The organism is Paenarthrobacter sp. NPDC089988 (assembly GCF_044748465.1).
In the GTDB taxonomy this organism is placed as follows: domain Bacteria; phylum Actinomycetota; class Actinomycetes; order Actinomycetales; family Micrococcaceae; genus Arthrobacter.
This window is the reverse complement of the sequence record NZ_JBIVGD010000037.1, coordinates 1-20,823: the sequence shown is the minus strand read 5'-3', so window position 1 is coordinate 20,823 and position 20,823 is coordinate 1. Positions and strand designations below refer to the sequence as shown.

Below are 20,823 nucleotides of genomic sequence, written 5' to 3'. Positions count from 1 at the left end.
TGGGTGGCGAGTCACATCCATCTAGGCGGAACGGCCTGGCACCCATCCTGCCAGCCAGTCCCAGACCAGCCACTGTCAAGACTCACAGTTGGGTGGGAGAGCGCGTTAGCCGTTCAGCTTGCCGGCCAGCCGTTCACGCATGCGTATGCTGGCCTCGTTAAGTCCGATGAACTCCACCTCGCGACCGTGATTCCGGTACTTCTCGGTCACCGAGTCCAGCACGGCAATGGTGGACGCGTCCCAGAGATGGGAGGCGTGCAGATCAATGACCACGCGATCTATGCCGTCTGAGGAATCTTTCGCGTAGTCGAATTGCGTGTAGAGGTCGTTGGAGGAGGCGAAGAAGAGCTCTCCGTTCACGGTGTACGTCGCCACGGTTTCTCCATTGACCGAGAGTTCCGTCCGTTCGACCGTGGCGAAGTGGGCCACCCGGCGCGCGAACAGCACGCTCGCGGTCAAAACCCCGACGCCGACACCCACTGCGAGGTTGTGCGTCGCCACCACTGCCGCAACTGTGAGGAGCATGACTGCCGTCTCGGACTTCGGCAGCCGCTTCAAGGTGGACGGCCGGATGGAGGGCCAGTCAAAAGTGATCAGCGAAACGAAGATCATGACGGCAACCAGGGCAGCCATGGGAATCATGCCCACCACGTCGCCCAGCACCACCACCAGGATGAGCAGGAAAACACCGGCCAGGAAGGTCGAGAGACGACTCCGTGCGCCCGAACCCTTGACGTTGATCATGGTCTGCCCAATCACCGCGCAACCGCCCAGGCCGCCCAGGAAACCGGTGACGATATTCGCCGCACCTTGCCCCCACGAGACCCGGGTCTTGTTGGAGCGGGTATCTGTGATGTCGTCAACCAGTTTGGCGGTCATGAGGGATTCCAACAGCCCAACAAGTGCCATGGAGAGGGAGAACGGCGCGATGATCTGGAAGGTCTCGAGGTTCAGCGGAACATGGGGCAGGAAGAAACCGGGCAGGCTGTGGGGGAGTTCGCCCTTGTCGCTGACGGTCGGCACATCAATCCCGCCGAGCACCGTCACCAGCGTGATCAGCACAATCGCCACCAACGGAGCCGGAACAGCCTTGGTGAACCGCGGCAAGAGAAACACAATGGCCAGGCCCACGGCAACGATCGGATAGACCATCCACGGAACATTGAAGAGCTCGGGCATCTGCGACATGAACACCAGGATGGCCAGGGCGTTGACGAAGCCGATCATCACGGAGCGGGGGATGAACCGCATGAGCCGTGTGACTCCCAAGGCTGCAAGGATGATCTGGAAGACCCCGGCCAGGATGATCGTGGCGATCAGGTAGTCGAGGCCGTGTTCCTTCATGACGGGAGCGATCACCAAGGCGACGGCACCGGTTGCCGCGGAGATCATCGCAGGACGCCCGCCCACAATGGCCGTCACCACGCCCATGGTGAAGGAAGCAAACAAGCCGATGCGGGGATCCACTCCGGCGATCACCGAGAACGCGATGGCCTCCGGGATGAGCGCCAAAGCCACTACGAGTCCGGCAAGGGATTCCGTCAGAAGGCGGCGGGGTGAACGGAAGGTCACCCGCAGTGACATGAGTTGCTCAGGAGTCATGGGTCCTTACAGTGCAATCTGCTACAGGGCAGTCTGGCGGTAGCGCTCAATCTGCTTCAGGCGCCGCTGGAGGCTGTCGCGCCGCGGGTGCGGAACGACGTCGGGCGCCTCAGCAGTGAGATCAATGTGTTCGGTTCCGTACTGCCACAGCAGGAGGTCATCCAGGAGGCGGTCGGGGCCGGGGGAGTAGCGGTGGTCCAGGGCCTTGCGGACCTCGGTGATCCGGTTGGCACTGAGCAGTCCGGCAAGTTCCACGGTTTTGGTGAGTCCGTGGGCCGCGAGGAGTTCGGCTGCCCATCCCCAGTCGTCATCTACTTTACGGTCAACGTGGGGGAGCAGGGTACGCCAAACGTCACGGACGCGGTTGGGAGTGAGCGGCGAGCCCCCTTCGCCTTCCAGGTCCCAGTAGCCCCGGACTTCTTCGTAGCGCTCGTGGAGATCGGCAAATGCGCTCTCCACGGTCTCCAGCATCGCGGCTGTGGCTGTGAACTGCCGGTCGAAGTGCGGAGTCCACGCACGGGGATCCTCGGCCTTGAAGCGGATATCGTGCTCGATCTCGCTCCAGGCGTGGGCGAAGACGGTGCGGATTTGGCACTCGAAGAAGTAACTGCCGTTGGCCGGGAGATCCGGGTTGAAGACCTGTTGGTACTCCTTCACGGCCTCGTTCTGGATGGTGCGCAGGATGAGGTGCCGGCTGGAGTAGCCGTAGGTTCCGGACTCGATGGAGCCGATGTCCTTCTCGCGGTCACCACGGCAGTCGAACAACTGGCGTTGCCGCTTGATGATGTTGGCCACCGCGGCATTCTCGGCAGGGAGCTTGGTGATGACGCGGATTCCCACCATGTCGTTCAGCGTCCGGAAAGGGTCCGGGAACTTGAGGACACGCGGGCCGCCGGGCTCGATGGGATCGTCCGTTCGGGAGATCTTTTCACGGAAAGAATCCACCGTTTTTGTTCGTCCAGTGACGAACAAGGGAGTCACCTCAGCGTCGTTCAGCATGTCCCGCAGCGTCAGCAAAACATCCCGGGTAACCCGCTTGAGGGCAGGGCGGACCCGCTCGTAGAGTGCTACGTTCGCCTCTACCGCTTTGCGCTGATCCGGATCCAGGCTGTCCCAGTTGCTTGCCATGCCCCCAGCTTACGGTGCGGGTCCGACACCGAAGCCGGACACTCCGCCGTCGAAATGCATCTAGCCAAACCAGCGGAACCTCGCGATAGGCTCGGTACAAAGGAGGGCGCAATGTTGCGGCACAAGTACAGCTACGGCGAACACCCCAGTCAGTGGGGCGAACTCTTCATACCTGAACCAAGCAACGGAAACCATCGTGGTCCGGCGTCGATCTCTGGCGGCGTGGCGGTGGTTATCCATGGCGGATACTGGCGCTCCCAGTACGGCGCCGAGCTGGGCGAGCCCCTGGCACGTGACCTGGCGGCCCATGGAATTACCGCTTGGAACCTTGAATACCGCAGGGCCGGCAACGGGGGTGGTTGGCCCCATACCTTCGAAGACATCCTGGCCGGCATTGACCACCTGGCCGAGATCGCCGGCGACCACGGCCTGCAACTTGGCAAAGTGGTGGCCTTGGGCCACTCCGCGGGCGGCCACCTGGCGGTTTGGGCGGCCGGGCGCGAACGGCTTTCGTCGATCGGGAATCCCGACGCCGACCGCCAACTCGTGCGGGGACCGGAGGAGAACGCCGTGCACCTGACGGGCGTGGTCAGCCAGTCGGGTCTGCTGAACCTGGCAGCGGCTGAGCGCTTGAACCTCAGCAACGGAGCTGTCTGCAACCTCATGGGCGGGGACTCAGCCAGATACCCCAAGCGGCATAAGTATGCAGACCCCATGACGTCGCTGCCCATCGACGTTCCCGTGTATGCCGTTCACGCCATGGAAGACGAGGACGTCCCGGCCAGCCAGTCGGAGGCCTACGTCGCGGCGAGCAACGCTTCCGGCGGGGCGGCCCAGCTGTTGAGGGTCCCGGGAGACCACTTCGACCTCATCGATCCCAAGGCCGTGGCCTACAAGAAGTGCCGCGAACTGGTTCAGAGGCTGCTCTCCTGACCGCTGGTCGCGGAGGGCCTGCTCTGGCAGAGTAATCCCATGCTGACTGTGATTGGCGAGGCCCTTGTTGACGTCGTCCAGCGCCCCACCGGGATCGAAGCGCACGTTGGGGGGAGCCCGCTCAATGTCGCCGTGGGCCTGGCGCGGCTGGACCACCCCGTGCAGTTCCTCGGAAGGTTCGGCCAGGACGCCTACGGCGATTCCGTAGGCGCCCACCTGCGGTCCAGCTCCGTGATGGTCCCGATTCCACCGGACAACAAACCAACCAGCGTGGCCACCGCACTGATCGACGACGACGGCGCCGCCACCTACACGTTCGACCTCGCCTGGGAACTGCCCGGACTCAGCGCCCGGTTGCCCCTCATGCTGCAGGGAGCCACTTTGCTGCACACGGGTTCGATTGCCACCGCCTTGGAGCCTGGCGCTGCTGAGGTGCTGGCCGCCGTCGAGCATGCCCATCCGAGCAGCACCATCAGCTTCGATCCGAACTGCCGCCCCTCCATCATTACCAATCGGGAATATGCGCGGACGCAGGCCGAACGCTTTGTGGCCTTGGCCGACGTCGTCAAAGCCTCGGACGAGGACCTGGAGTGGCTCTATCCCGGCGTGGATCCCTTGGAATCGGCGCGTCGTTGGCTGTCCATGGGTGGAAATGAAGGTCCTGCGCTGGTGGTGGTGACTCGTGGCGTCAAAGGCCCCTGGGGCATTACGAAAGCAGGCGAGGCCGAGGTTCCCGCACCCAAGGTGGACGTAGTGGACACAGTGGGTGCCGGGGATTCGTTCATGGCGGGTCTCCTCTCCGCGATCGTGGACCGGGGACTGGACGGTGCGCAGAACCGGGAGGAACTGCGGGCCATGCCGGCCGAGACCCTTGCCGCGATCATGGAACACGCAGCGAGGGCGGCGGCCGTCACAGTGTCACGCGCCGGAGCCAATCCGCCGTCGAGGGCTGAACTCAACCACGGCTAGAACGTCAGTCGGCTCCGTGCCCGCGTGCCACTTCCTCTCCGGGCTTGACCGGTCCGGGAGGCGTTCCGTCGCCGAAAGGCCGGCCGCCCAGCGACTCTCGGCCATGCGGAGTCAGCCATCCTGAAAGGTCCGGGCCTGCAGGGATGATCTGCGTGGGATTGATGTCCTGGTGGACCACGTAGTAGTGCTTCTTGATCTGCACGAAGTCGATGGTGTCCCCGAAACCGGGCGTCTGGAACAAGTCCCTTGCATAGGCCCAGAGCGCTGGCATTTCGGTGAGCTTGTTCCGGTTGCACTTGAAGTGGCCGTGGTAGACCGCGTCAAAGCGGACCAGCGTGGTGAACAGCCGGACGTCCGCCTCGGTGATGGTGTCGCCAACCAGGAAACGTTGGGATGAGAGCCGTTCCTCCAGCCAGTCCATGGCGGTCCAGAGGCGGGAGTAGGCAGCGTCATAGGCCTCCTGCGAACCTGCGAAACCGCAGCGGTATACGCCGTTGTTGACCTCGGTAAAGACGCGCTTGTTGATCTCGTCGATCTCGGCGCGAAGGTGCTCCGGGTACAGTTCCGGGGCTCCTGGCCGATGGAACTCCGTCCATTCCGTGGAGAAGTCCAAGGTGATCTGCGGGTAGTTGTTGGTGACCACTGCACCGCTGGGGATATCCACCATGGCCGGGACGGTGATGCCGCGGGGATATTCCGGGAAACGCTGGAAGTAGGCCTCCTGCAGTCGTTCGATGCCCAGGACGGGATCCTTGCCGTCCTGGTCCAGGTCAAAAGTCCATGACCGGGCGTCGTGGGTAGGTCCGGGCTGGCCAAGGCTGATGGCGTCCTCCAGGCCCAACAACCGCTGGACGATGACTGAACGATTGGCCCACGGACAAGCCCGCGCTGCGACGAGCCTGTAGCGCCCGGCCTCCACCGGCCATCCGGGTTCCCCGTTCGGTCCAGGAGTTCCGTTGCGAGTGATGCGGTCTTCGATGTAGTTGGTATCCCGGTTGAATTCTCCGCCTGTAACGTATGCGCCTTTTGTGCTGTGCTCTTCCTTCGTCTTTTCACTCATGGACCCACACTATGGCGCGCTCCCTCGGCCCGCGAGGGCATGCTGCCCGAATCCGCTCCGGTACCGCCCACGTAGACTGGCATCATGCGGCTCGTAGCAAGTGACATAGACGGAACCATCCTCGGCCACGACGGAAAAATCAGTGCCAGGACCATCAGGGCGTTCCAGGACTGCCGCGATGCCGGGGTGGAGTTGGTGTTCGTCACGGGCAGGCCGCCGCGGTGGTTGTACCCGCTCCAGGAACAGTTGGGACACAGTGGGATCGTCATCTGTTCCAACGGTGCCGTGGTGTGGGACCTTGCAACAGAGAAGCCGATCTCGTCCACCGGCCTGGATCTCGCGTCCGTCCTCGAAGCACGCCGAATCATCAAGTCGATCCGGCCCGATGCCTTGTTCGGCGCCGAGACGCTGTTCGGATTCCACCTCGAGCCGGGCTTCATCGAAAACGAAACCAGCGAGCTGCTCGCCGAATTTACCCCCGCACCGCTGGACCAGACGCTCACTGCGGATGACGCCGTCGTGAAGTTCCTGGCAATTACCCGCAATGGCACGCCTGATGAGTTCCTGGCCGAAGTGGCGCCTGCCGTGTCCCATCTTGTGTCCACCACCCACTCGGCGCCGCGGACTGCCCTGCTGGAGATGTCCGTGCCCGGCATCAACAAGGCCGTCACGTTGGCGAAGTACGCGGAGTCGCTGGGGATCGAAGCCGCGGACGTGGTTGCTTTCGGCGACATGCCCAATGACATCGAGATGCTCCGCTGGGCCGGCCACGGGTATGCCATGGCCAGTGGACACCCCGAGGCCATCCTCGCGGCCGGGCAGCAGGCTCCGCATTTCGACGATGACGGAGTGGCCCAGATCCTCGAGGCGAAGCTGACCGGGCAGACCGTCTAGGAACTTATGGGTGCCGGACGCCCTCTCCGGCCAGGATGGCGCGGTACCCCTCTTTGTAGCTGGGGTACGTGAACTGGAAACCGGTGGACCGAAGGCGCCGGTTGGAACAGCGCTTGTCGCCCGCACCGCCGTCGGACGCCGGCCCCACGGGCGGTTCCGGAAGCCGGAGCTCATGGGCGAGGAAACGCAAAACGTCGCCCAATTCAGCCGACTCGTCATCCACGCCGAGATACACGGGCGCGGGGTCCGGGGACATGGTGGCGAGGTGGACGATCATGGCCGCGGCGTCGTCGCGGTGGATGCGGTTGGTGTGCTTCGGCTGGCCGGGAATCACCGCCTCGCCAGAGCGTACCTGCTCGATCAGGCGCGTGCGCCCGGGTCCGTAGATTCCGCCGAGCCGCACCACAGTGGCGTGCGGGTGACGCGAGAACAACAAATCCTCAGCCTGCAGCAGGATCCTTCCGCTGAATCTGTCCGGCTCCGCCGGGGTGGATTCGTCCACCACAGCGCCGCCGGCATCCTTGTACACGGCAGTGGAGGACACGAAAATGATCCGTCGCGGCGCCATCTGGCTTCGATCGACGGCGTCGAGCACGTTCCGCAGGCCGTCCACGTACGCGGCCCGGTAGGCCTCCTCGGTGGAAGCGTCAGCGGCCAGGGCGACGACCACGATGTCGGCGTCGGGCACCTCCGGAACGTCGTTGGCCAAATCAGCCTTCACTCCGCGGATTTCCGGCGGCAGCTTCTCCGGAGACCGCCGGATTCCGTACACCTCGTGACCCGCCGCAGCGAATCGCAGGCCGGCTTCGGTTCCCAAGTCGCCGCAACCGGCGATCACCACAGTCATTCCCTTAGTTTGCCAGCCGCGCAGCCGTCACCGAGTTCCCAGACTCCATACAACCGCCGTTCAACTTGCGCCCGTAGGCTTCCAGCCAAGGACCCGTTCGCATCGCGTCCCAGCAGTTGGAATCCAGGGGGCAACCATGGCCAAGCGCCGAATCAACGACTTCACTTCCACGCCGGTGCGTCGCATCGAGCCGGACCACCATTGGCGTTCGCTCCGCCGCGGCGATCGAGTCAGCGTCACGCTGACTCCGGGGTTCGCGGAACACGGCGTGGTGGACGACGTCACGGGGGATGCCACTGCCGTTTGGGTGGAGCTCGACGGCGGTCGCGGCCGGACGCTGGTGCACGTCAGCGATGGCGTGGCGATCGTCCCGCAGGAGTCCTGAGCACGCTCTCCCCGCTGGATCAGTCAGTTACGCTACGGATGTGACGCTGCCCTACTTCCTGCGTAAAGACGGCTCGACCGGGACCCTGGCCTTTGCCCATCGCGGCTTCTCCCTGGACGGCCTGGAGAATTCGATGGCAGCGTTCCGGGCAGCCGTTGATCTGGGGACCGTGCACCTTGAGACGGACGTCCACACCACAAAGGACGGCGTCCTGCTGGTCTTCCACGATGAGTCCCTGGACCGGGTGACCGGTTCCGTAGGCCGTATCGCTGAGCTGACAGCGGGGGAGGTGTCCGCAGCCCGTATCGGCGGGCATGAGCCGGTACCCACATTCGATCAGCTCGTTGCGGCCTTCCCGCAGGCCAGGTTGAACCTTGACGTGAAGGACTGGAATTCCGTGGTTCCCCTGGCGGAGGCCATCGAGCGCCACGGCATCCACGGGCGCGTCCTGGTGACGAGCTTCTCCGACCGTCGGCGCAGGGCGGTGTTGAAGAAGCTCAGCGAGCGGACTGCCTCTTCGGCAGGGAGCACCCTCACGGCGCTGTTCGTCTTCCTTGGCCCCGTCCTCCCCGCGCCGTTGGCACGCAAGCTGCTTGCCGGCGTCGACGCTTTCCAGGTGCCGGCCCGCTACGGCCGGTTCCCTGTGGTCACCCGGGGCTTCGTTCGCCGGGCGCATCGGGTGGGCCGGCAGGTCCATGTGTGGACCATTAACGAACCCGACGAGATGCAGCGTTTGCTGGACCTTGGCGTGGACGGCCTGGTTTCCGACCGGCTGGACCTGCTCAAGGAAGTCCTCATCAATCGGCGCCAGTGGGTCTAGCGCGGGAGCGCTAAACCGCGCGGGTGAGAGAGCGTTTGCCTGAAGAGGCGATTCCGTGAGAGAGGATCGGACGCTCTCGCAGCTAATCCCCCTTCCGCCGGACGCTCTCGCACCAAATCACCCCCTTCCGCCGGACGCTCTCGCAGCTAATCCCTCTCGATGGCGGCCTGGCGCTCCTGTACCGCCCTGATCCGGGCAAGGTCCAGTTTGGTGGAGCGATCGAAGTTGAAGATCCCATTCCTTTCCTGGAATACATCCGTGAGCTGTGTGTAGCAGTAGCCGAACATCTCCGGGTTATCCAGCAGGACATCGCATAGGCCTTGGAACCGCTCGTAAAACTCCTCCTCGCTGGCGACGCGCTGACCATAGCCCCAAGACGTTTCGACGTCGTTGCCCGCGGCTGCCGCTTGCCGGGCCTCAGCCTCGTTCCACCAAATGCCGCCGAACTCGGAGACAAAGAAGGGCTGCCCGCTGTACGGGACGGAGTATTCCACTCCGTCGTGCGCGCGGTTGACGTAGGGCTTGCCACCGGCCAGGCCCTCCTGCTCCACACGGAACGCGTCCGGGTCCTGCTCATACGAGTGCGAGTCGTAGATGTCCGTCTCCCGGACCCGGTGGGAGTATCCGGAGGCGTCGATGACGGGCCGCGTCGGATCGGCGAGCTTGGTGGCCAGGAACATGGCCTGGGTGACGTCGTCCAGCACCGTGATCCTGTCATGGAGATGCTGGTGGGTTTCATTGAGCGGGCACCAGCCGATGATGCTCGGGTGGTTGTAGTCGCGCTGCAGGACTTCCAGCCATTGCGCCACGAAGCTTGCTGTGGGCTGTTGGTTGTGGCCGAGGGTGCCACCGCCGGAGACACCCCAGTCGCCGAACTCGCCCCAGACCAAGTAGCCCATGCGGTCCGCGTGGTACAGGAACCGCTCTTCGAACACCTTCTGGTGAAGTCGGGCGCCGTTGAAACCGGCAGATTTGGCCAGCTCGATGTCCTTGACGAGCGCGGCATCATCCGGCGCTGTCATGAGGGACTCCGGCCAATAACCTTGATCGAGGACCAGGCGTTGGAACACGGCCTCCCCGTTGATCCGAACAACCTTTCCATCCAGGGCCATGGAACGGACTGCCGCGTAGCTGCTGACTTCGTCCACTGTTTGTCCCACGTCGTCCTTGAGGGTGACCCGGAGGTCATACAGGAACGGGTCCTCGTGGGACCACGGACGGAGCTGCGTTTCAGGGATCTCGAACCGAAGCGCAGGGGAAAGGTCGACGTCGGCCCTCGCCGATGCTTCCATCCGCACCTTGGATTGGGGGTTGGTGAGGACGGCTTGGAGGGTGTGGCCTTGGCGGTTCCGGGAAACGGGCACCTCTAATGTCAGGCTGGAATCGGCGAGGCCCGGGGTCATGCGAAGGCGCTTGATGTGGACATCCGGAACTGCTTCCAGCCACACCGTCTGCCAGATGCCCGTGGTTCGCGTGTATTGGCAGTGCGTGTTGTTGTACCAGGTGGCTTGCTTGCCCCGGGCCTGCATGTCGTGGCGGGAATCGCGTGCCCGCACCACGATGACGGCGTCCATGCCCGGTTCGGTGACTTCGTTGAGGTCGGCGGTGAAGGGCGTAAATCCGCCCCGATGCCGGGCCACCTCCACTCCGTTCACCCACACTGTTGCGTCATGGTCCACGGCACCAAAGTGCAGGAGGACCTTGAGCCCAGTCCACTCCTGCGGGATGGTCACCGTGCGCCGGTACCAGACGGCCTCCATGAAATCGACGTTCTCCACCCCGGAAAGCGCGGACTCCGGCGCGAAGGGGACAAGGATCTCGTCGGTGAGTTCGCGCGTGAGGAGGCCGCGCTCCAAACCGGAATCCCCGGCGTCGATCTCGAAACCCCAAGTGCCGTTGAGGTTGAGCCAGGTATCGCGGACCAGTTGGGGCCGGGGGTGCTCTGGCTTGGGGATGGTGGAGCCGGTCAAGATATCTCCTTCTGAAGTGGAAAGAATCATCATTTACAACGTTAGAATCTTTGACTGCCCTATTCCAAGGGTTCTGTAGGTACAGCTTGGACTGAATACAGCCAGAGCTGTACTCTGAGGTTATGGAAACGCTCACGCATGCCCCCGTGCTGGCCCGTTTTGGGTACGCCGTCTCAGACCCCACCCGGGCAAGGATCCTCCTCGCCTTGTCCGAGACGCCGTCCTACCCTTCCGATCTGGCAGTCAGTTTGGGCGTTTCGCGGCAGAGCATGTCCAACCACTTGACCTGCCTGCGTGGTTGTGGGCTGGTGGTTGCCGTACCCGACGGGCGCAGGACCCGCTACGAACTCGCGGACGCGCGGCTCGGCCACGCCATTCGGGACCTGCTGGGAGTGGTCCTGGCCGTGGACCCGTCCTGCTGCGCGCCGAACGGAGAGTGCCTGGCATGACCCTTGCTGCCCCCAGCATGGACCGCCGCATTGTCCTGACCCGACGGATCAGGCTCTTTGCCGCCGCCACCATCACTTACAACGTCATTGAGGCCGTGGCAGCACTGTGGGCCGGTGGCGTGGCTGACTCCTCAGCGCTCCTTGGCTTCGGATTGGACTCCGTCATTGAGGTGACCTCGGCGCTCGCATTGTCCTGGCAGTTTTCTGCCAAGGATCCTGAGCGGCGCGAGCACCTGACCCTGCGGATCATTGCCATTTCCTTCTTCGCGCTGGCTGCCTTCGTAACAGTGGATGCGGCCAGATCGCTGCTGGGTGCGGGGGAGGCCCAGCACTCAACGGCAGGCATCGTGATCGCAGCTTTGAGCCTCGCGATCATGCCCGTGCTCTCCTGGGCCCAGTGCCGCGCCGGCAGGGAATTGGGTTCCCGGACCGCCGTCGCCGACTCCAAACAGACGCTCCTTTGCACGTACCTGTCCGCCGTCCTGCTGGTGGGCTTGCTGCTGAACAGCACGCTTGGCTGGTGGTGGGCGGACGCCATGGCAGCGTTGGTTATCGCAGGCATTGCCGTTCGTGAGGGCTTCAATGCGTGGAAGGGCGACGTGTGCTGCGCGGTGCCCGCCGGGCGCCAGGGAGACGTTGTGGCCCAGGGCGTGCCGGACGCATGCTGTGACGACTGCTCCAAGGACCAGCCAAGCAGCGTGTCCCTGACCCTCGGTGCCAAGCCGGCCGATCGATGACCGCGGCAGTAACGGGCGGCGACGAACGCGGCGTGAGAGGCTGGACCTACGCGTCCAGCCTGCGAGCCAAGGAGATTCACGTGACCCAGTACCGTTTGGCCATCCTTGACGACTACCAGCAGGTCTCCGGCGACTACGCGCCGTGGGAGTCACTGCTCGACGACGGCGTGAAAGTCACGGTTTTCAGTGCACCTTTCGTTTCGGAGGAGCAGGCCGTGGCCGCCTTGGCGCCTTTCGACATCATCGTGGCCATGCGTGAACGGACGCGCTTTCCGCGCCGGGTACTTGATGCACTGGTGAATCTGAAGCTCCTGGTCACCACAGGCATGGCGAATGCTGCCATCGACATGGAAGCCGCTTCGGAGCGGGGCGTTGTTGTGTGCGGGACCGGCGGATCACCCGCGGCTGCCCCCGAGATGACCTGGGCGTTGCTGCTGGCCTTCGCTCGGAACCTGGTGGTTGAGGAGAACTCGTTGCGGGCAGGCGACTGGCAATCCGCCGTCGGATTTGAACTGGAAGGCAAGACCCTCGGGATCGTCGGTTTGGGGAAGATCGGTTCCCGCATGGCGCGGTATGCCCAAGCGTTCGGAATGGAGGTGCTCGCCTGGAGCCAGAACCTCACGGCAGAGGCCGCAACGGCAGCCGGCGCGCGCAAGGTCACCAAAGAGGAGCTCTTCCGGGAGTCCGACGTCGTCACTCTCCACTTGCGTTTGTCGGAGCGGACCGAGGGCATTGTGGGGGCGAACGAGCTGCGGCTCCTTGGTCCGGAAGGACTCCTCGTGAACACGGCCCGGGGCCCTTTGGTTGACGAGGCTGCCCTCATCCGTGCTTTGGACGAGGGCTGGATCCGCGGTGCTGCGCTGGATGTCTACGATGAGGAACCGCTGCCGGCCGGCCACGCTTTGCTGCGTTCGCCGCGGACAGTGCTCTCCCCGCACATCGGCTATGTGACGCATGAAAGTTATCGGCAGTTTTACGGTGGAGCCTACGAGGACGTGGTGTCCTGGCTGGCGGGCTCCCCGGTGCGGGTGCTGAACGGCTGAGTCCGGGGTATCACTCGGCGCTCCTGTTCGCGCCGCGCGCACCCCTTGTGGCCAAGGGGCGCACCTGTTCGCGCCGTGTGCTCCCGGTGTTTCGGGTGCGTGTGGCGGAAGTGGGTGCGACACCGGTGCTCCTACCGTAGCCCTCGCAGTCGCACGGAACATTACGCGCTCGGCAAGCGCTTTCCCGGTCAAGCTGGCATGATATATCTCATGCGTATCCTCATTGCCCCTGACAAGTTCAAGGGATCCCTGACCGCCGCCGAAGCCGCGTCAGCCATGGCCGAAGGCGCCCTCCGCGTCTACCCCGACGCAGTAACAACCCAGTTCCCCGTGGCCGACGGCGGCGAGGGCACCCTCGACGCCGCCATCGCCGCAGGGTACGAGGAAAGGAACAACGCCGTTGTTGGTCCCATCCTCAAGCCCGTTGGAGCTTCCTGGGCGCTCAAGAAGGAATCCGGCGGAACCACAGCCGTCATCGAAACCGCCCAGGCATCTGGCCTCGCCCACATGGAACCGACGCCGGAGAACTCCCTGCGCGCCCACAGCTACGGTTGCGGCCAGCTGATCGCCGCAGCGCTCGACGCCGGTGCTTCCGAAATCGTCCTGGGCCTTGGCGGTTCTGCCATGTCCGACGGCGGCAGTGGTGCCCTGCGTGCTTTGGGTCTCAAGCCCCTCGATGCCGCAGGAAACGTTGCGCCGTTGGGCGGAGGTTCCTTGGTGGACGTTGTCTCCCTGGATGTTTCCGAGCTGGATCCGCGCCTGTCAGGCGTTAAGTTCCGCATCGCCGTCGACGTTCAGAACCCGTTGTACGGCATGGAAGGTGCCGCGCATGTCTTCGGCCCGCAGAAGGGCGCCGATGAGGATGCGGTGGCAAAGCTCGACGCCGGTCTCCGCAACTGGGCGTCGCTCCTTCGGGAAGCCACCGACCGTGACGTCAACGTGCCGGGAGCCGGAGCGGCAGGCGGGTTCCCGGCGTCGTTCCTTGCCTTCACTGATTCCGCGCTGGAAGGCGGCTTCGCACTGGTCGCCGGCCTGACCGGGCTTGCCAAGCACTTGGGCGAAGCCGACCTGGTGATCACGGGCGAGGGTTCCATGGACGAGCAGTCGCTTACCGGCAAGGCGCCGATCGCTCTCGCTGATGCCGCGAGTGTCCACGGAATTCCCGTGGTGGCTGTTGCCGGCCGGATCACCGTGACGCCCGAGGACCTGGCGAAGCACGGAATCGTGGCGGCCGCCCAGCTGCTGGACGTGGCGCAGCGCAAGGACGGCGTCCCGGACATTGCCGACGCCGTTGCCAACGCCGGCAAGTACGTGGCGTGGGCAACCAGCCAGGTCCTTGAGGGCGCGTAAGGCCTATTGCCGGTAGCCCTCCACTTCGCTGACGGGACGGGCTTCGGCGTCATCGGGGTTTTCGCCGGCGTCGCGCTTGGCGCGGCGTTGGCGGAGCAGGTCCCAGCATTGATCAAGCTGGGCTTCCACCTGCGCCAGCCGGGCTTTGCCATCCGCCGGAGTGGAGGCATCGCGGAGCTGGTGTTCCTCTTCCACCAGTGACTGGATGCGTTCCAGGATGTCCTGATTGTCCATGGTTCTGACTCCTACGCTTGGTGGGACGGTTATGTTCGAACGTAGTCCTGCTTAAGTTGCACGTCTACCGGCATACTGGGCACATGGAGTTCACCACCACCATCGTTGGGGATGGAAACAAGGCCGGCATCGTAGTACCCGAGGAGATCGTCGAGGCGCTGGGCGCAGGCAAAAGGCCGCCGGTGGTGGTGACGATGAATGGCCAAAGCTACCGCAGCAGCATCGCGGTGATGGGCGGAAAGTACATGGTGGGCGTGAGTTCGGCCAACCGTGAGCTGACTGGCGTCTCGTCCGGGGACACGCTTGAGGTGGACCTCGAAGTCGACACCCAGCCCCGCGTCGTCGAGGTTCCGGACGACCTCGCTGCCGCCCTGGATGCCGAGCCCGACGCCAAGGCCTTCTACGGGAGCCTCAATTACAGTGCGCAGCGCCGATACGTGGAGCCGATCGGGGACGCCAAGACCCCCGAGACACGGGCACGCCGCATTGCGAAGGTCGTGGCGGACCTGAAGGCCGGGAAGAAGTAGTCAGCGCCGAGGCGTTCAGTCTTTCCGCAGGCTGTACGTGGTTACCACGTTGCCCTTGCTGGTGGCGTATTGGTCCTCAAGCACCAGCCGGTGCACGGGATCTCCTTCCTCGAAGATGCGGCGCCCATTGCCGGCGATCACTGGATGGGTCATGAGCGTCAACTCGTCCAGGGTGCCGGCGAAGAACAGTTGGCGGACCAGGGAGATGCTGCCGCAGACTGCGATCTCGCCGCCGTCACGCGACTTGAGCCCGGACACGAACTCCTCCACATCGCCCTGGATCAGCTGGGAGTTCTCCCATTCGAGCGGTCCCTCGAGTGTCCGTGATGCCACGAACTTTTCGACGGGGTTGATGAACGCCGCGAAGTCCTCGTCCCGTGAGGCGTTCGGCCAATACTGCGCCCACTCCTGGTAGCTCACCCGGCCAAGCACCACGGTGTCCACGGTGTTGATCATCTTGGTCAGGCCCTTGCCCAGGTCGTCGTCAAAGCTGTCGAACTGGAACTTGAACGGATCCTGAACCACGCCATCCACGGAGTGAAAGAGTCCGGCAGTGACTTTGCGCATGTGTAGCCTCCAAATCGTTTGTCTGGAGTCACGTTAGGCGGCGGGGAAGGATGAAGGAAGGCTTCGGAAGTTTGACCTGGCGTTTTCCCGTGCGGAACCCCCGCTGATGGCGCGCCCGTGCGTTACGTGTAACACCTGAATATGAGTGTTAGGGAGCGAGCCAGCGAGCACAGGCGAAGGGGGCTGTGGCTACGCCGCGCGGCCCGCTGCGGCAAGGTGGCGGCTCGGCAGCGCTGTGACGTTGGCGAACTCCGGCAGGCGGACAGGCACTTCGTAGAGCTCCGAGTAGACCTGCAGTTCATCCAGTGCGTCCGCATCCACGGTTGCCTCGGACAGGTCCATCTCCACATCGAGTCCGCCACCCAGGCTCTTGGTGCGCTGAACCACCGGGTAGAGTCCCTGGATGCTCGACATCGTCACGTGACCGGTTGCTGCGATCTGGATTTGTTCGCCGTCTACATCCACTCGAACAACTACGGAGAGCTTCTCGCTGGCCAATGTGTTGCCTTTCCTTGGTGTGCTGCCACGCTGCAGCGTCCCCCAGCCTAGGCATCGAATGTGATCTGCGCAACATTGCGACGGTGTAATTTTGCTGGGTTGCTTGTTTGGCGGGCCGGGTGCGCAAGGCGGGTGCCGCCGTCGTGCTTTACGGGAAAGTACGACGGCGGCACCCGCCTTGCGAAGCTGTGGTGCGGTGACCGCTAGGCGGTCTGGCCAGCATGCTGGCCCTCGGAGATTTCCTCGACGACCTTGCTGTTGAAAGCCGGGAGGTCGTCCGGGTTGCGACTGGTGACGAGGCCTTGATCCACCACAACTTCCTGGTCGCTCCAGTTGGCCCCGGCATTCCGGAGGTCCGTTTGGAGCGTGTGGTAGGACGTGACGTTGCGGCCCTTGATCACGCCGGCTTCGATCAGGATCCATGGCCCGTGGCAGATCGATGCCACGGGCTTGTGCTGCTCGAAGAAGGCCCGGGTGAAGTTCTGGGCGTCCTTGTCGACGCGCAGGTGGTCTGCGTTCACGACGCCGCCCGGCAGAACCAGCGCGTCGAAGTCCGAGGCGTTGGCGTCGGCGACGGCCAGGGTTGCGTCGAAGGTGTCACCCTTGTCCACGCCGTTGAAGCCCTGGATCTTGCCCTTTTCGGGCGCAATGAGGGTGGGCTCGCCGCCGGCTTCCTCCACGGCCTGCCATGGGCTGGTCAGCTCCACCTGCTCCACGCCGTCGGTCAACAGGAAGGCAACTTTCTTGCCTGCGATGCTGTGCTCTGACACTGTTCCTCCTCCTTGTGCGGCTGGCTTTTTTGGGCGCGTGCCGCTGCTGCGAGAGTTGTTTGTCTGACGCGATCCAGCCTAGGGATCATGGAGTTAGTAAGCAAGCTGACTAATTTTCTTTGATTGAACACGGCTATTTTATATCGATTAACGATAGTATTTGTCTGTTGTTCGATAAAAGGAGAAGTATCGTGGGAAAATTGGCGGTTCTTGCGCTGCGCGTGGTGTTGGCCCTGGTCCTGGGTGGCGCCGTCTTCGTCCAGGCGGTGATGGTGCCGTTGCTATCCGCTGACTTGGTGGAAGCGGGAGCGCCCGACGGGCCTCGGGTTGGACTGCTGGTGATCGTGGTGCTGGGGATACTGTGCGTTCAGGTTGTCGCCGTTTGCGTGTGGCGCCTGTTGACGATGGTCCGTCGTGGGACTGTGTTCTCCCACGGGGCATTCCGGTTTGTGGACATCATCTTCTGGGCTGTTGCGCTGGCCGCCGTGCTGGTGTTCTCGATTGCGGTTTTGTTGGCTCCGGGTGACGTTGCTCCAGGCATAGTCCTGTTGGTCTGTGGAGCGGCACTGATGGTGGGTGGCGTAGCGCTTCTGGTCTTGGTGCTGCGGACGTTGCTGGCGCAGGCGGTTGCGCGCGATCTGGAAGCGGCCGGCATGCGTGCCGAGCTCGACGAGGTCATCTGATGCCGATCATCGTGGACATCGACGTCATGCTGGCCAAGCGGAAGATGCCTGTGGGAGTCCTGGCTGAGCGCGTGGGAATTACCCCGGCGAACTTGGCGGTATTGAAAAATGGTCGGGCCAAGGCTGTTCGCTTCACCACGCTGGAAGCGCTCTGCGAGGTGCTCGAATGTCAGCCGGGAGATCTGCTGCGGTGGGAGGCGCAGGTGCCGGAGGGGGTCCTGCCGGGCTGAGTCCGAATGACGGCTGTACATGTGCCGGAGGAGGCCCTATCGCGTACTTTTGTACGCGATAGGGAGGGAGCCCATGGAAGTTGGCCACGGCGGCAATGATGTTACGGCCCGGATCGATTCCCTTAGCGCCCGGGCGAATCACGTCGACGTCGAAGAACTGTTGCGTGGGCGCGGCTGGAACCCCTGCGGAGCCGGCGACTGGGCGATTGCCCTTCGCTCACCGGATGGCAATGCGGTGGCGCGGATCAGTCCGTTCGATCCTGTGGGTCCATTCACAGCGGCGTTCTACCGTGAAGCTGCAGTCACCGGGCGGGTGCCGAAGCTGTATTTACACCGCCGCTTGGCGGGTGGTGGGGATCTGCAGCTGATGGAGAGGCTGAGTCCCGTGACTTTTGAGGAAGCTGCTGGATTTTGGCGGGAGCTCACTACGGGTAGCAGCGAGTTGGCGCCCCTTTCCCGAGTTTTGCACGACGTTCACCAGCGGGCGCAACGGGAGCTGCCGTGGTGCGGTCCTTTGGACGACAACCCAAGCAACATCATGCGCTCAACCGACGGGCCCTTGGTCCTGGCCGACCCCTTCTATGCGGACGGTCCCAATCTCTACGCCACAGCGGCCAGTAGTCCGGAGATTGTGGCCGCAAGAATTCCCCTGACCGAGAGACAGTTCATGACTGAAATTCCCTTGGCAGATTCAGGCCCTTGGGACCCCAAAGACCGGGAGAAGATTCGGAAGGGCCTGGAGGACGCGGACGCCAAGTCCCGCTGAGGCCCTTACTTCTTCTTCCCGCTCCGCTTCGCCGCGGCATTCATGGCCGACTTCACGGCGGGCGGCAATCCTGCTGTCTCCGTCTCCGGTTCAGCAACGGTCCCGCGCCAACGGGCCAGGCCCTTCATGCCGTGGTAGATCACCAGCGCAGCGGCCGAGCCCAAGGCGATGCCCGTGAACTTCAGTTCGCCGATGGTCCAGGTGTAGTCCGCGATGCCGATGATCAGGGCAACAGCGGCGGTGGTCAGGTTGATCGGGTTGGAGAAATTGACCTTGTTCTGCACCCAGATTTTCACACCGAGGATACCGATCATGCCGTACAGCATGGTTGCTGCGCCGCCCAGCACACCGGCGGGGACGGTCGCAATCAGTTCGCCGAATTTCGGGGAGAAGCTCAGCAAGATGGCGAAGACACCGGCCACCCAGTAGGCCGCCGTCGAGTAGACCTTCGTGGCCGCCATGACGCCGATGTTTTCCGCGTAGGTCGTCGTTCCGGAGCCGCCGCCGAATCCGGCAAGTACCGTGGCGGCGCCGTCGGCCATCAGCGCGCGGCCGGAGACGCCGTCGAGGTTTTGCCCGGTCATCGCGGCCACCGACTTCACGTGGCCCACATTCTCTGCCACCAACACCAGCACCACTGGTACAAACAGGCCAACCACGCCAAGGTGAAATTCGGGCGTGTGGAACGTCGGGAGGCCCACCCAGGCGGCGGCGTCCATCTTTTCGTAGGAAACCTCGCCTCGCATCATCGCCACGACGTAGCCCACCACAACGCCCACGAGGATGCTCAACCGGCCCAAAATCCCGCGGAACAGTACGGAAACCAGGATGATCGTCACCAGCGTAACGAGTGCGGTGACGGGTGCGGCGTCGAAGTTGTTCTTGGCTGCCGGAGCGAGGTTCAGGCCGATCAGCGCAACGATTGCGCCGGTGACGATCGGCGGCATCAGCCGGTTGATCCATTCGGCGCCGAACTTCTGGACAACGGCGCCAATGAGCGCCAGTACGACGCCGGCAAGCACCACGCCGCCCAAAGCTCCCCCAACGCCGTACTGGTCTTGGGAGGCGAGGATCGGGGCGATGAACGCGAAGCTCGAACCAAGGTAGCTGGGCACGCGGCCCCGCGTGATCACGAGGAACAGGAGCGTGCCGATGCCGGAGAAGAAGAGCGTGGTGGCCGGTGGCATGCCCGTGATGATCGGGACCAGGAAGGTGGCTCCGAACATGGCAACCACATGCTGCATGCCGATGCCGATGGTCAGCGGCCAAGCCAGACGCTCATCGGGTGCCACCACGTGGCCGGGCCGGATGGTCTTGCCATTGCCGTGGAGCTTCCATTTGATGCCGAGCATGCTCATGGCGTGCCTTCCTCAGAAGAAATGTTGGGGTTCGGTGCAACATTACCGCCGTTGCGGGGCGCGCTCTACGCGCCTCGCACGCAGAATGGGGCGCAAATCGGGCCCCGCAACGCCGGAGTGTGCCTAACGTCACGGGCCGTCATGGGAAGAGGACAGACGAAGTTGAAGTTGCAACCATGGAAAGCAGAAGAGCCCGGCCACCCCAAGAGGCGAGGGCACAGCGAAAGGTTTACCCATGACGATTGCACATGAAGAAGCAGTCATTGACGCCGCCGCAGTCGACGCCATCTTTGCCGAAGCCCGCACCGCGAACAGCTTCGCCGGCGAAGTGACCGAAGAGCAGGCCCGCGCCATCTACGAGCTCACCAAGTTCGGCCCCACAGCTTTCAACTCCCAGCCGCTCCGCGTGACCTATGTCCGCTCCGACGAGGCCCGCGCCAAGCTGGTTGACCACCTGTCCCGCGGCAACCAGGCGAAGACCGCGTCGGCTCCGCTGGTCGCCATCCTGTCCTACGACACCGACTGGCAGGGACAGTGGGACAAGTTCCTTCCCGCTTACGGCGCCCCCAAGGCCATGTACGACGACAACGCCGAACTGGCCGCAAGCACCGGCAACAACAACGCCCACCTGCAGGCCGGCTACTTCATCCTCGCCGTTCGCTCGCTCGGCTTTGCGGCCGGCCCCATGACGGGCGCCGACTTCGCGGCCATCGACGCCGAATTCTTCCCGAACGGTGACCAGAAGAGCTTCCTCATCGTCAACATCGGCCAGCCCGGCCCGGACGCCTGGGGCGAAGCCAAGCCGAAGTTCGCTTACGACGACGTGGTCCGCACCGTCTGATTCCAGTCCTTCCACGGCAACGCTCCTGCACCCGAGTGCAGGAGCGTTGGCGTTTAAGGGGGCGTTCGGTGAGAGTGTCCCTATGTTTTTCGTCAAGCGGTTTTGGGTGTTTGGGCTTGGTAGAGGGTGCCGTCGCGGAGCATGGCGTAGAGGGTGTCGCAG

Annotated in this window: 24 protein-coding genes; 14 read left to right on the top strand and 10 right to left on the bottom strand. The window is 63.8% G+C overall.

Going from position 1 to position 20,823, the window contains the following annotated elements:
• Window positions 1-105 precede the first annotated feature (105 nt).
• Together ACIPV6_RS23360 and ACIPV6_RS23355 are read right to left on the bottom strand one after the other, a co-directional pair.
• A complete protein-coding gene (locus tag ACIPV6_RS23360; protein ID WP_400273180.1) occupies window positions 106-1,602 on the bottom strand; it encodes a SulP family inorganic anion transporter in 1,497 nt (498 codons plus the stop codon).
• Window positions 1,603-1,623: 21 nt separating this feature from the next.
• A complete protein-coding gene (locus ACIPV6_RS23355) occupies window positions 1,624-2,730 on the bottom strand; it encodes a GTP pyrophosphokinase family protein (protein WP_400273179.1) in 1,107 nt (368 codons plus the stop codon).
• Between the two features lie 111 nt (window positions 2,731-2,841).
• Between ACIPV6_RS23355 and ACIPV6_RS23350 the strand changes: the two genes are divergently transcribed.
• Both ACIPV6_RS23350 and ACIPV6_RS23345 read left to right on the top strand, forming a co-directional pair.
• Window positions 2,842-3,663: an alpha/beta hydrolase gene (locus ACIPV6_RS23350; RefSeq protein WP_400273178.1), complete on the top strand. Its 822-nt coding sequence runs from the start codon at window positions 2,842-2,844 to the stop codon at window positions 3,661-3,663.
• A gap of 39 nt (window positions 3,664-3,702) precedes the next feature.
• Window positions 3,703-4,632 carry a carbohydrate kinase gene (locus tag ACIPV6_RS23345; RefSeq protein ID WP_400273177.1) on the top strand — a complete coding sequence of 310 codons (930 nt, stop codon included), beginning with the start codon at window positions 3,703-3,705 and terminating at the stop codon, window positions 4,630-4,632.
• A 4-nt stretch (window positions 4,633-4,636) separates the two neighbouring features.
• Here the strand turns inward: ACIPV6_RS23345 and ACIPV6_RS23340 are convergent, their stop codons facing one another.
• Window positions 4,637-5,692, bottom strand: a complete 1,056-nt coding sequence (locus ACIPV6_RS23340) for a glutathione S-transferase family protein (protein WP_400273176.1) — start codon at window positions 5,690-5,692, stop codon at window positions 4,637-4,639.
• An 84-nt stretch (window positions 5,693-5,776) separates the two neighbouring features.
• On the opposite strand from ACIPV6_RS23340, the gene ACIPV6_RS23335 reads away from it, so the two are divergent.
• Window positions 5,777-6,586, top strand: a complete 810-nt coding sequence (locus ACIPV6_RS23335; protein ID WP_400273175.1) for an HAD family hydrolase — start codon at window positions 5,777-5,779, stop codon at window positions 6,584-6,586.
• Window positions 6,587-6,590: 4 nt separating this feature from the next.
• Here the strand turns inward: ACIPV6_RS23335 and ACIPV6_RS23330 are convergent, their stop codons facing one another.
• A complete protein-coding gene (locus tag ACIPV6_RS23330; protein ID WP_400273174.1) occupies window positions 6,591-7,433 on the bottom strand; it encodes an SDR family oxidoreductase in 843 nt (280 codons plus the stop codon).
• Between the two features lie 136 nt (window positions 7,434-7,569).
• Here ACIPV6_RS23330 and ACIPV6_RS23325 point away from each other — a divergent pair, with 136 nt between their 5' ends.
• The gene (locus ACIPV6_RS23325; RefSeq protein ID WP_400273173.1) at window positions 7,570-7,818 is read left to right on the top strand and encodes a hypothetical protein; all 249 of its coding nucleotides are present in this window, start codon (window positions 7,570-7,572) and stop codon (window positions 7,816-7,818) included.
• 40 nt (window positions 7,819-7,858) lie between these two features.
• Window positions 7,859-8,638, top strand: coding sequence for a glycerophosphodiester phosphodiesterase (locus ACIPV6_RS23320; protein WP_400273172.1), 780 nt, complete (start codon window positions 7,859-7,861; stop codon window positions 8,636-8,638).
• Between the two features lie 146 nt (window positions 8,639-8,784).
• On the opposite strand, the gene ACIPV6_RS23315 is transcribed toward ACIPV6_RS23320, so the two are convergent.
• Window positions 8,785-10,638, bottom strand: coding sequence for a glycoside hydrolase family 2 protein (locus ACIPV6_RS23315; protein WP_400273181.1), 1,854 nt, complete (start codon window positions 10,636-10,638; stop codon window positions 8,785-8,787).
• Window positions 10,639-10,730: 92 nt separating this feature from the next.
• Here ACIPV6_RS23315 and ACIPV6_RS23310 point away from each other — a divergent pair, with 92 nt between their 5' ends.
• The 4 genes from ACIPV6_RS23310 (at window position 10,731) to ACIPV6_RS23295 (ending at window position 14,187) form a co-directional block, all read left to right on the top strand.
• Window positions 10,731-11,057, top strand: a complete 327-nt coding sequence (locus ACIPV6_RS23310; protein WP_400273171.1) for an ArsR/SmtB family transcription factor — start codon at window positions 10,731-10,733, stop codon at window positions 11,055-11,057.
• Window positions 11,054-11,794, top strand: a complete 741-nt coding sequence (locus ACIPV6_RS23305) for a cation diffusion facilitator family transporter (protein ID WP_400273170.1) — start codon at window positions 11,054-11,056, stop codon at window positions 11,792-11,794. Before ACIPV6_RS23310 ends, ACIPV6_RS23305 begins: the two co-directional genes overlap by 4 nt.
• Before the next feature lie 80 nt (window positions 11,795-11,874).
• Window positions 11,875-12,837 (top strand): D-2-hydroxyacid dehydrogenase family protein, encoded by a 963-nt coding sequence (locus tag ACIPV6_RS23300; protein ID WP_400273169.1) that lies wholly within the window; start codon window positions 11,875-11,877, stop codon window positions 12,835-12,837.
• A 210-nt stretch (window positions 12,838-13,047) separates the two neighbouring features.
• Window positions 13,048-14,187: a glycerate kinase gene (locus ACIPV6_RS23295; protein WP_400273168.1), complete on the top strand. Its 1,140-nt coding sequence runs from the start codon at window positions 13,048-13,050 to the stop codon at window positions 14,185-14,187.
• A 3-nt stretch (window positions 14,188-14,190) separates the two neighbouring features.
• On the opposite strand, the gene ACIPV6_RS23290 is transcribed toward ACIPV6_RS23295, so the two are convergent.
• The gene (locus ACIPV6_RS23290; protein WP_400273167.1) at window positions 14,191-14,421 is read right to left on the bottom strand and encodes a DUF2630 family protein; all 231 of its coding nucleotides are present in this window, start codon (window positions 14,419-14,421) and stop codon (window positions 14,191-14,193) included.
• An 83-nt stretch (window positions 14,422-14,504) separates the two neighbouring features.
• Here ACIPV6_RS23290 and ACIPV6_RS23285 point away from each other — a divergent pair, with 83 nt between their 5' ends.
• Window positions 14,505-14,948: a YdeI/OmpD-associated family protein gene (locus ACIPV6_RS23285; RefSeq protein WP_400273166.1), complete on the top strand. Its 444-nt coding sequence runs from the start codon at window positions 14,505-14,507 to the stop codon at window positions 14,946-14,948.
• Between the two features lie 15 nt (window positions 14,949-14,963).
• Here the strand turns inward: ACIPV6_RS23285 and ACIPV6_RS23280 are convergent, their stop codons facing one another.
• The 3 genes from ACIPV6_RS23280 to ACIPV6_RS23270 form a co-directional block, all read right to left on the bottom strand.
• Window positions 14,964-15,515 (bottom strand): dihydrofolate reductase family protein, encoded by a 552-nt coding sequence (locus ACIPV6_RS23280; protein ID WP_400273165.1) that lies wholly within the window; start codon window positions 15,513-15,515, stop codon window positions 14,964-14,966.
• A gap of 189 nt (window positions 15,516-15,704) precedes the next feature.
• Window positions 15,705-16,013, bottom strand: a complete 309-nt coding sequence (locus ACIPV6_RS23275) for a hypothetical protein (RefSeq protein ID WP_400273164.1) — start codon at window positions 16,011-16,013, stop codon at window positions 15,705-15,707.
• Window positions 16,014-16,216: 203 nt separating this feature from the next.
• Window positions 16,217-16,783, bottom strand: a complete 567-nt coding sequence (locus ACIPV6_RS23270; RefSeq protein ID WP_400273163.1) for a type 1 glutamine amidotransferase domain-containing protein — start codon at window positions 16,781-16,783, stop codon at window positions 16,217-16,219.
• A 191-nt stretch (window positions 16,784-16,974) separates the two neighbouring features.
• Here ACIPV6_RS23270 and ACIPV6_RS23265 point away from each other — a divergent pair, with 191 nt between their 5' ends.
• From ACIPV6_RS23265 to ACIPV6_RS23255, 3 genes are all read left to right on the top strand, one after another.
• Window positions 16,975-17,466 carry a DUF2975 domain-containing protein gene (locus ACIPV6_RS23265; protein ID WP_400273162.1) on the top strand — a complete coding sequence of 164 codons (492 nt, stop codon included), beginning with the start codon at window positions 16,975-16,977 and terminating at the stop codon, window positions 17,464-17,466.
• On the top strand, window positions 17,466-17,696 hold the full coding sequence (locus ACIPV6_RS23260) for a helix-turn-helix domain-containing protein (RefSeq protein ID WP_400273161.1): 231 nt from the start codon (window positions 17,466-17,468) through the stop codon (window positions 17,694-17,696). The genes ACIPV6_RS23265 and ACIPV6_RS23260 overlap by 1 nt, the downstream gene beginning before the upstream one ends.
• Window positions 17,697-17,769: 73 nt before the next feature.
• Window positions 17,770-18,462, top strand: coding sequence for a hypothetical protein (locus tag ACIPV6_RS23255; RefSeq protein WP_400273160.1), 693 nt, complete (start codon window positions 17,770-17,772; stop codon window positions 18,460-18,462).
• Between the two features lie 5 nt (window positions 18,463-18,467).
• Here ACIPV6_RS23255 and ACIPV6_RS23250 read toward each other — a convergent pair whose 3' ends face one another.
• Window positions 18,468-19,820, bottom strand: coding sequence for a uracil-xanthine permease family protein (locus ACIPV6_RS23250; protein WP_400273159.1), 1,353 nt, complete (start codon window positions 19,818-19,820; stop codon window positions 18,468-18,470).
• A 235-nt stretch (window positions 19,821-20,055) separates the two neighbouring features.
• Here ACIPV6_RS23250 and ACIPV6_RS23245 point away from each other — a divergent pair, with 235 nt between their 5' ends.
• Window positions 20,056-20,661 carry a malonic semialdehyde reductase gene (locus tag ACIPV6_RS23245; protein WP_397325981.1) on the top strand — a complete coding sequence of 202 codons (606 nt, stop codon included), beginning with the start codon at window positions 20,056-20,058 and terminating at the stop codon, window positions 20,659-20,661.
• Window positions 20,662-20,823 lie beyond the last annotated feature (162 nt).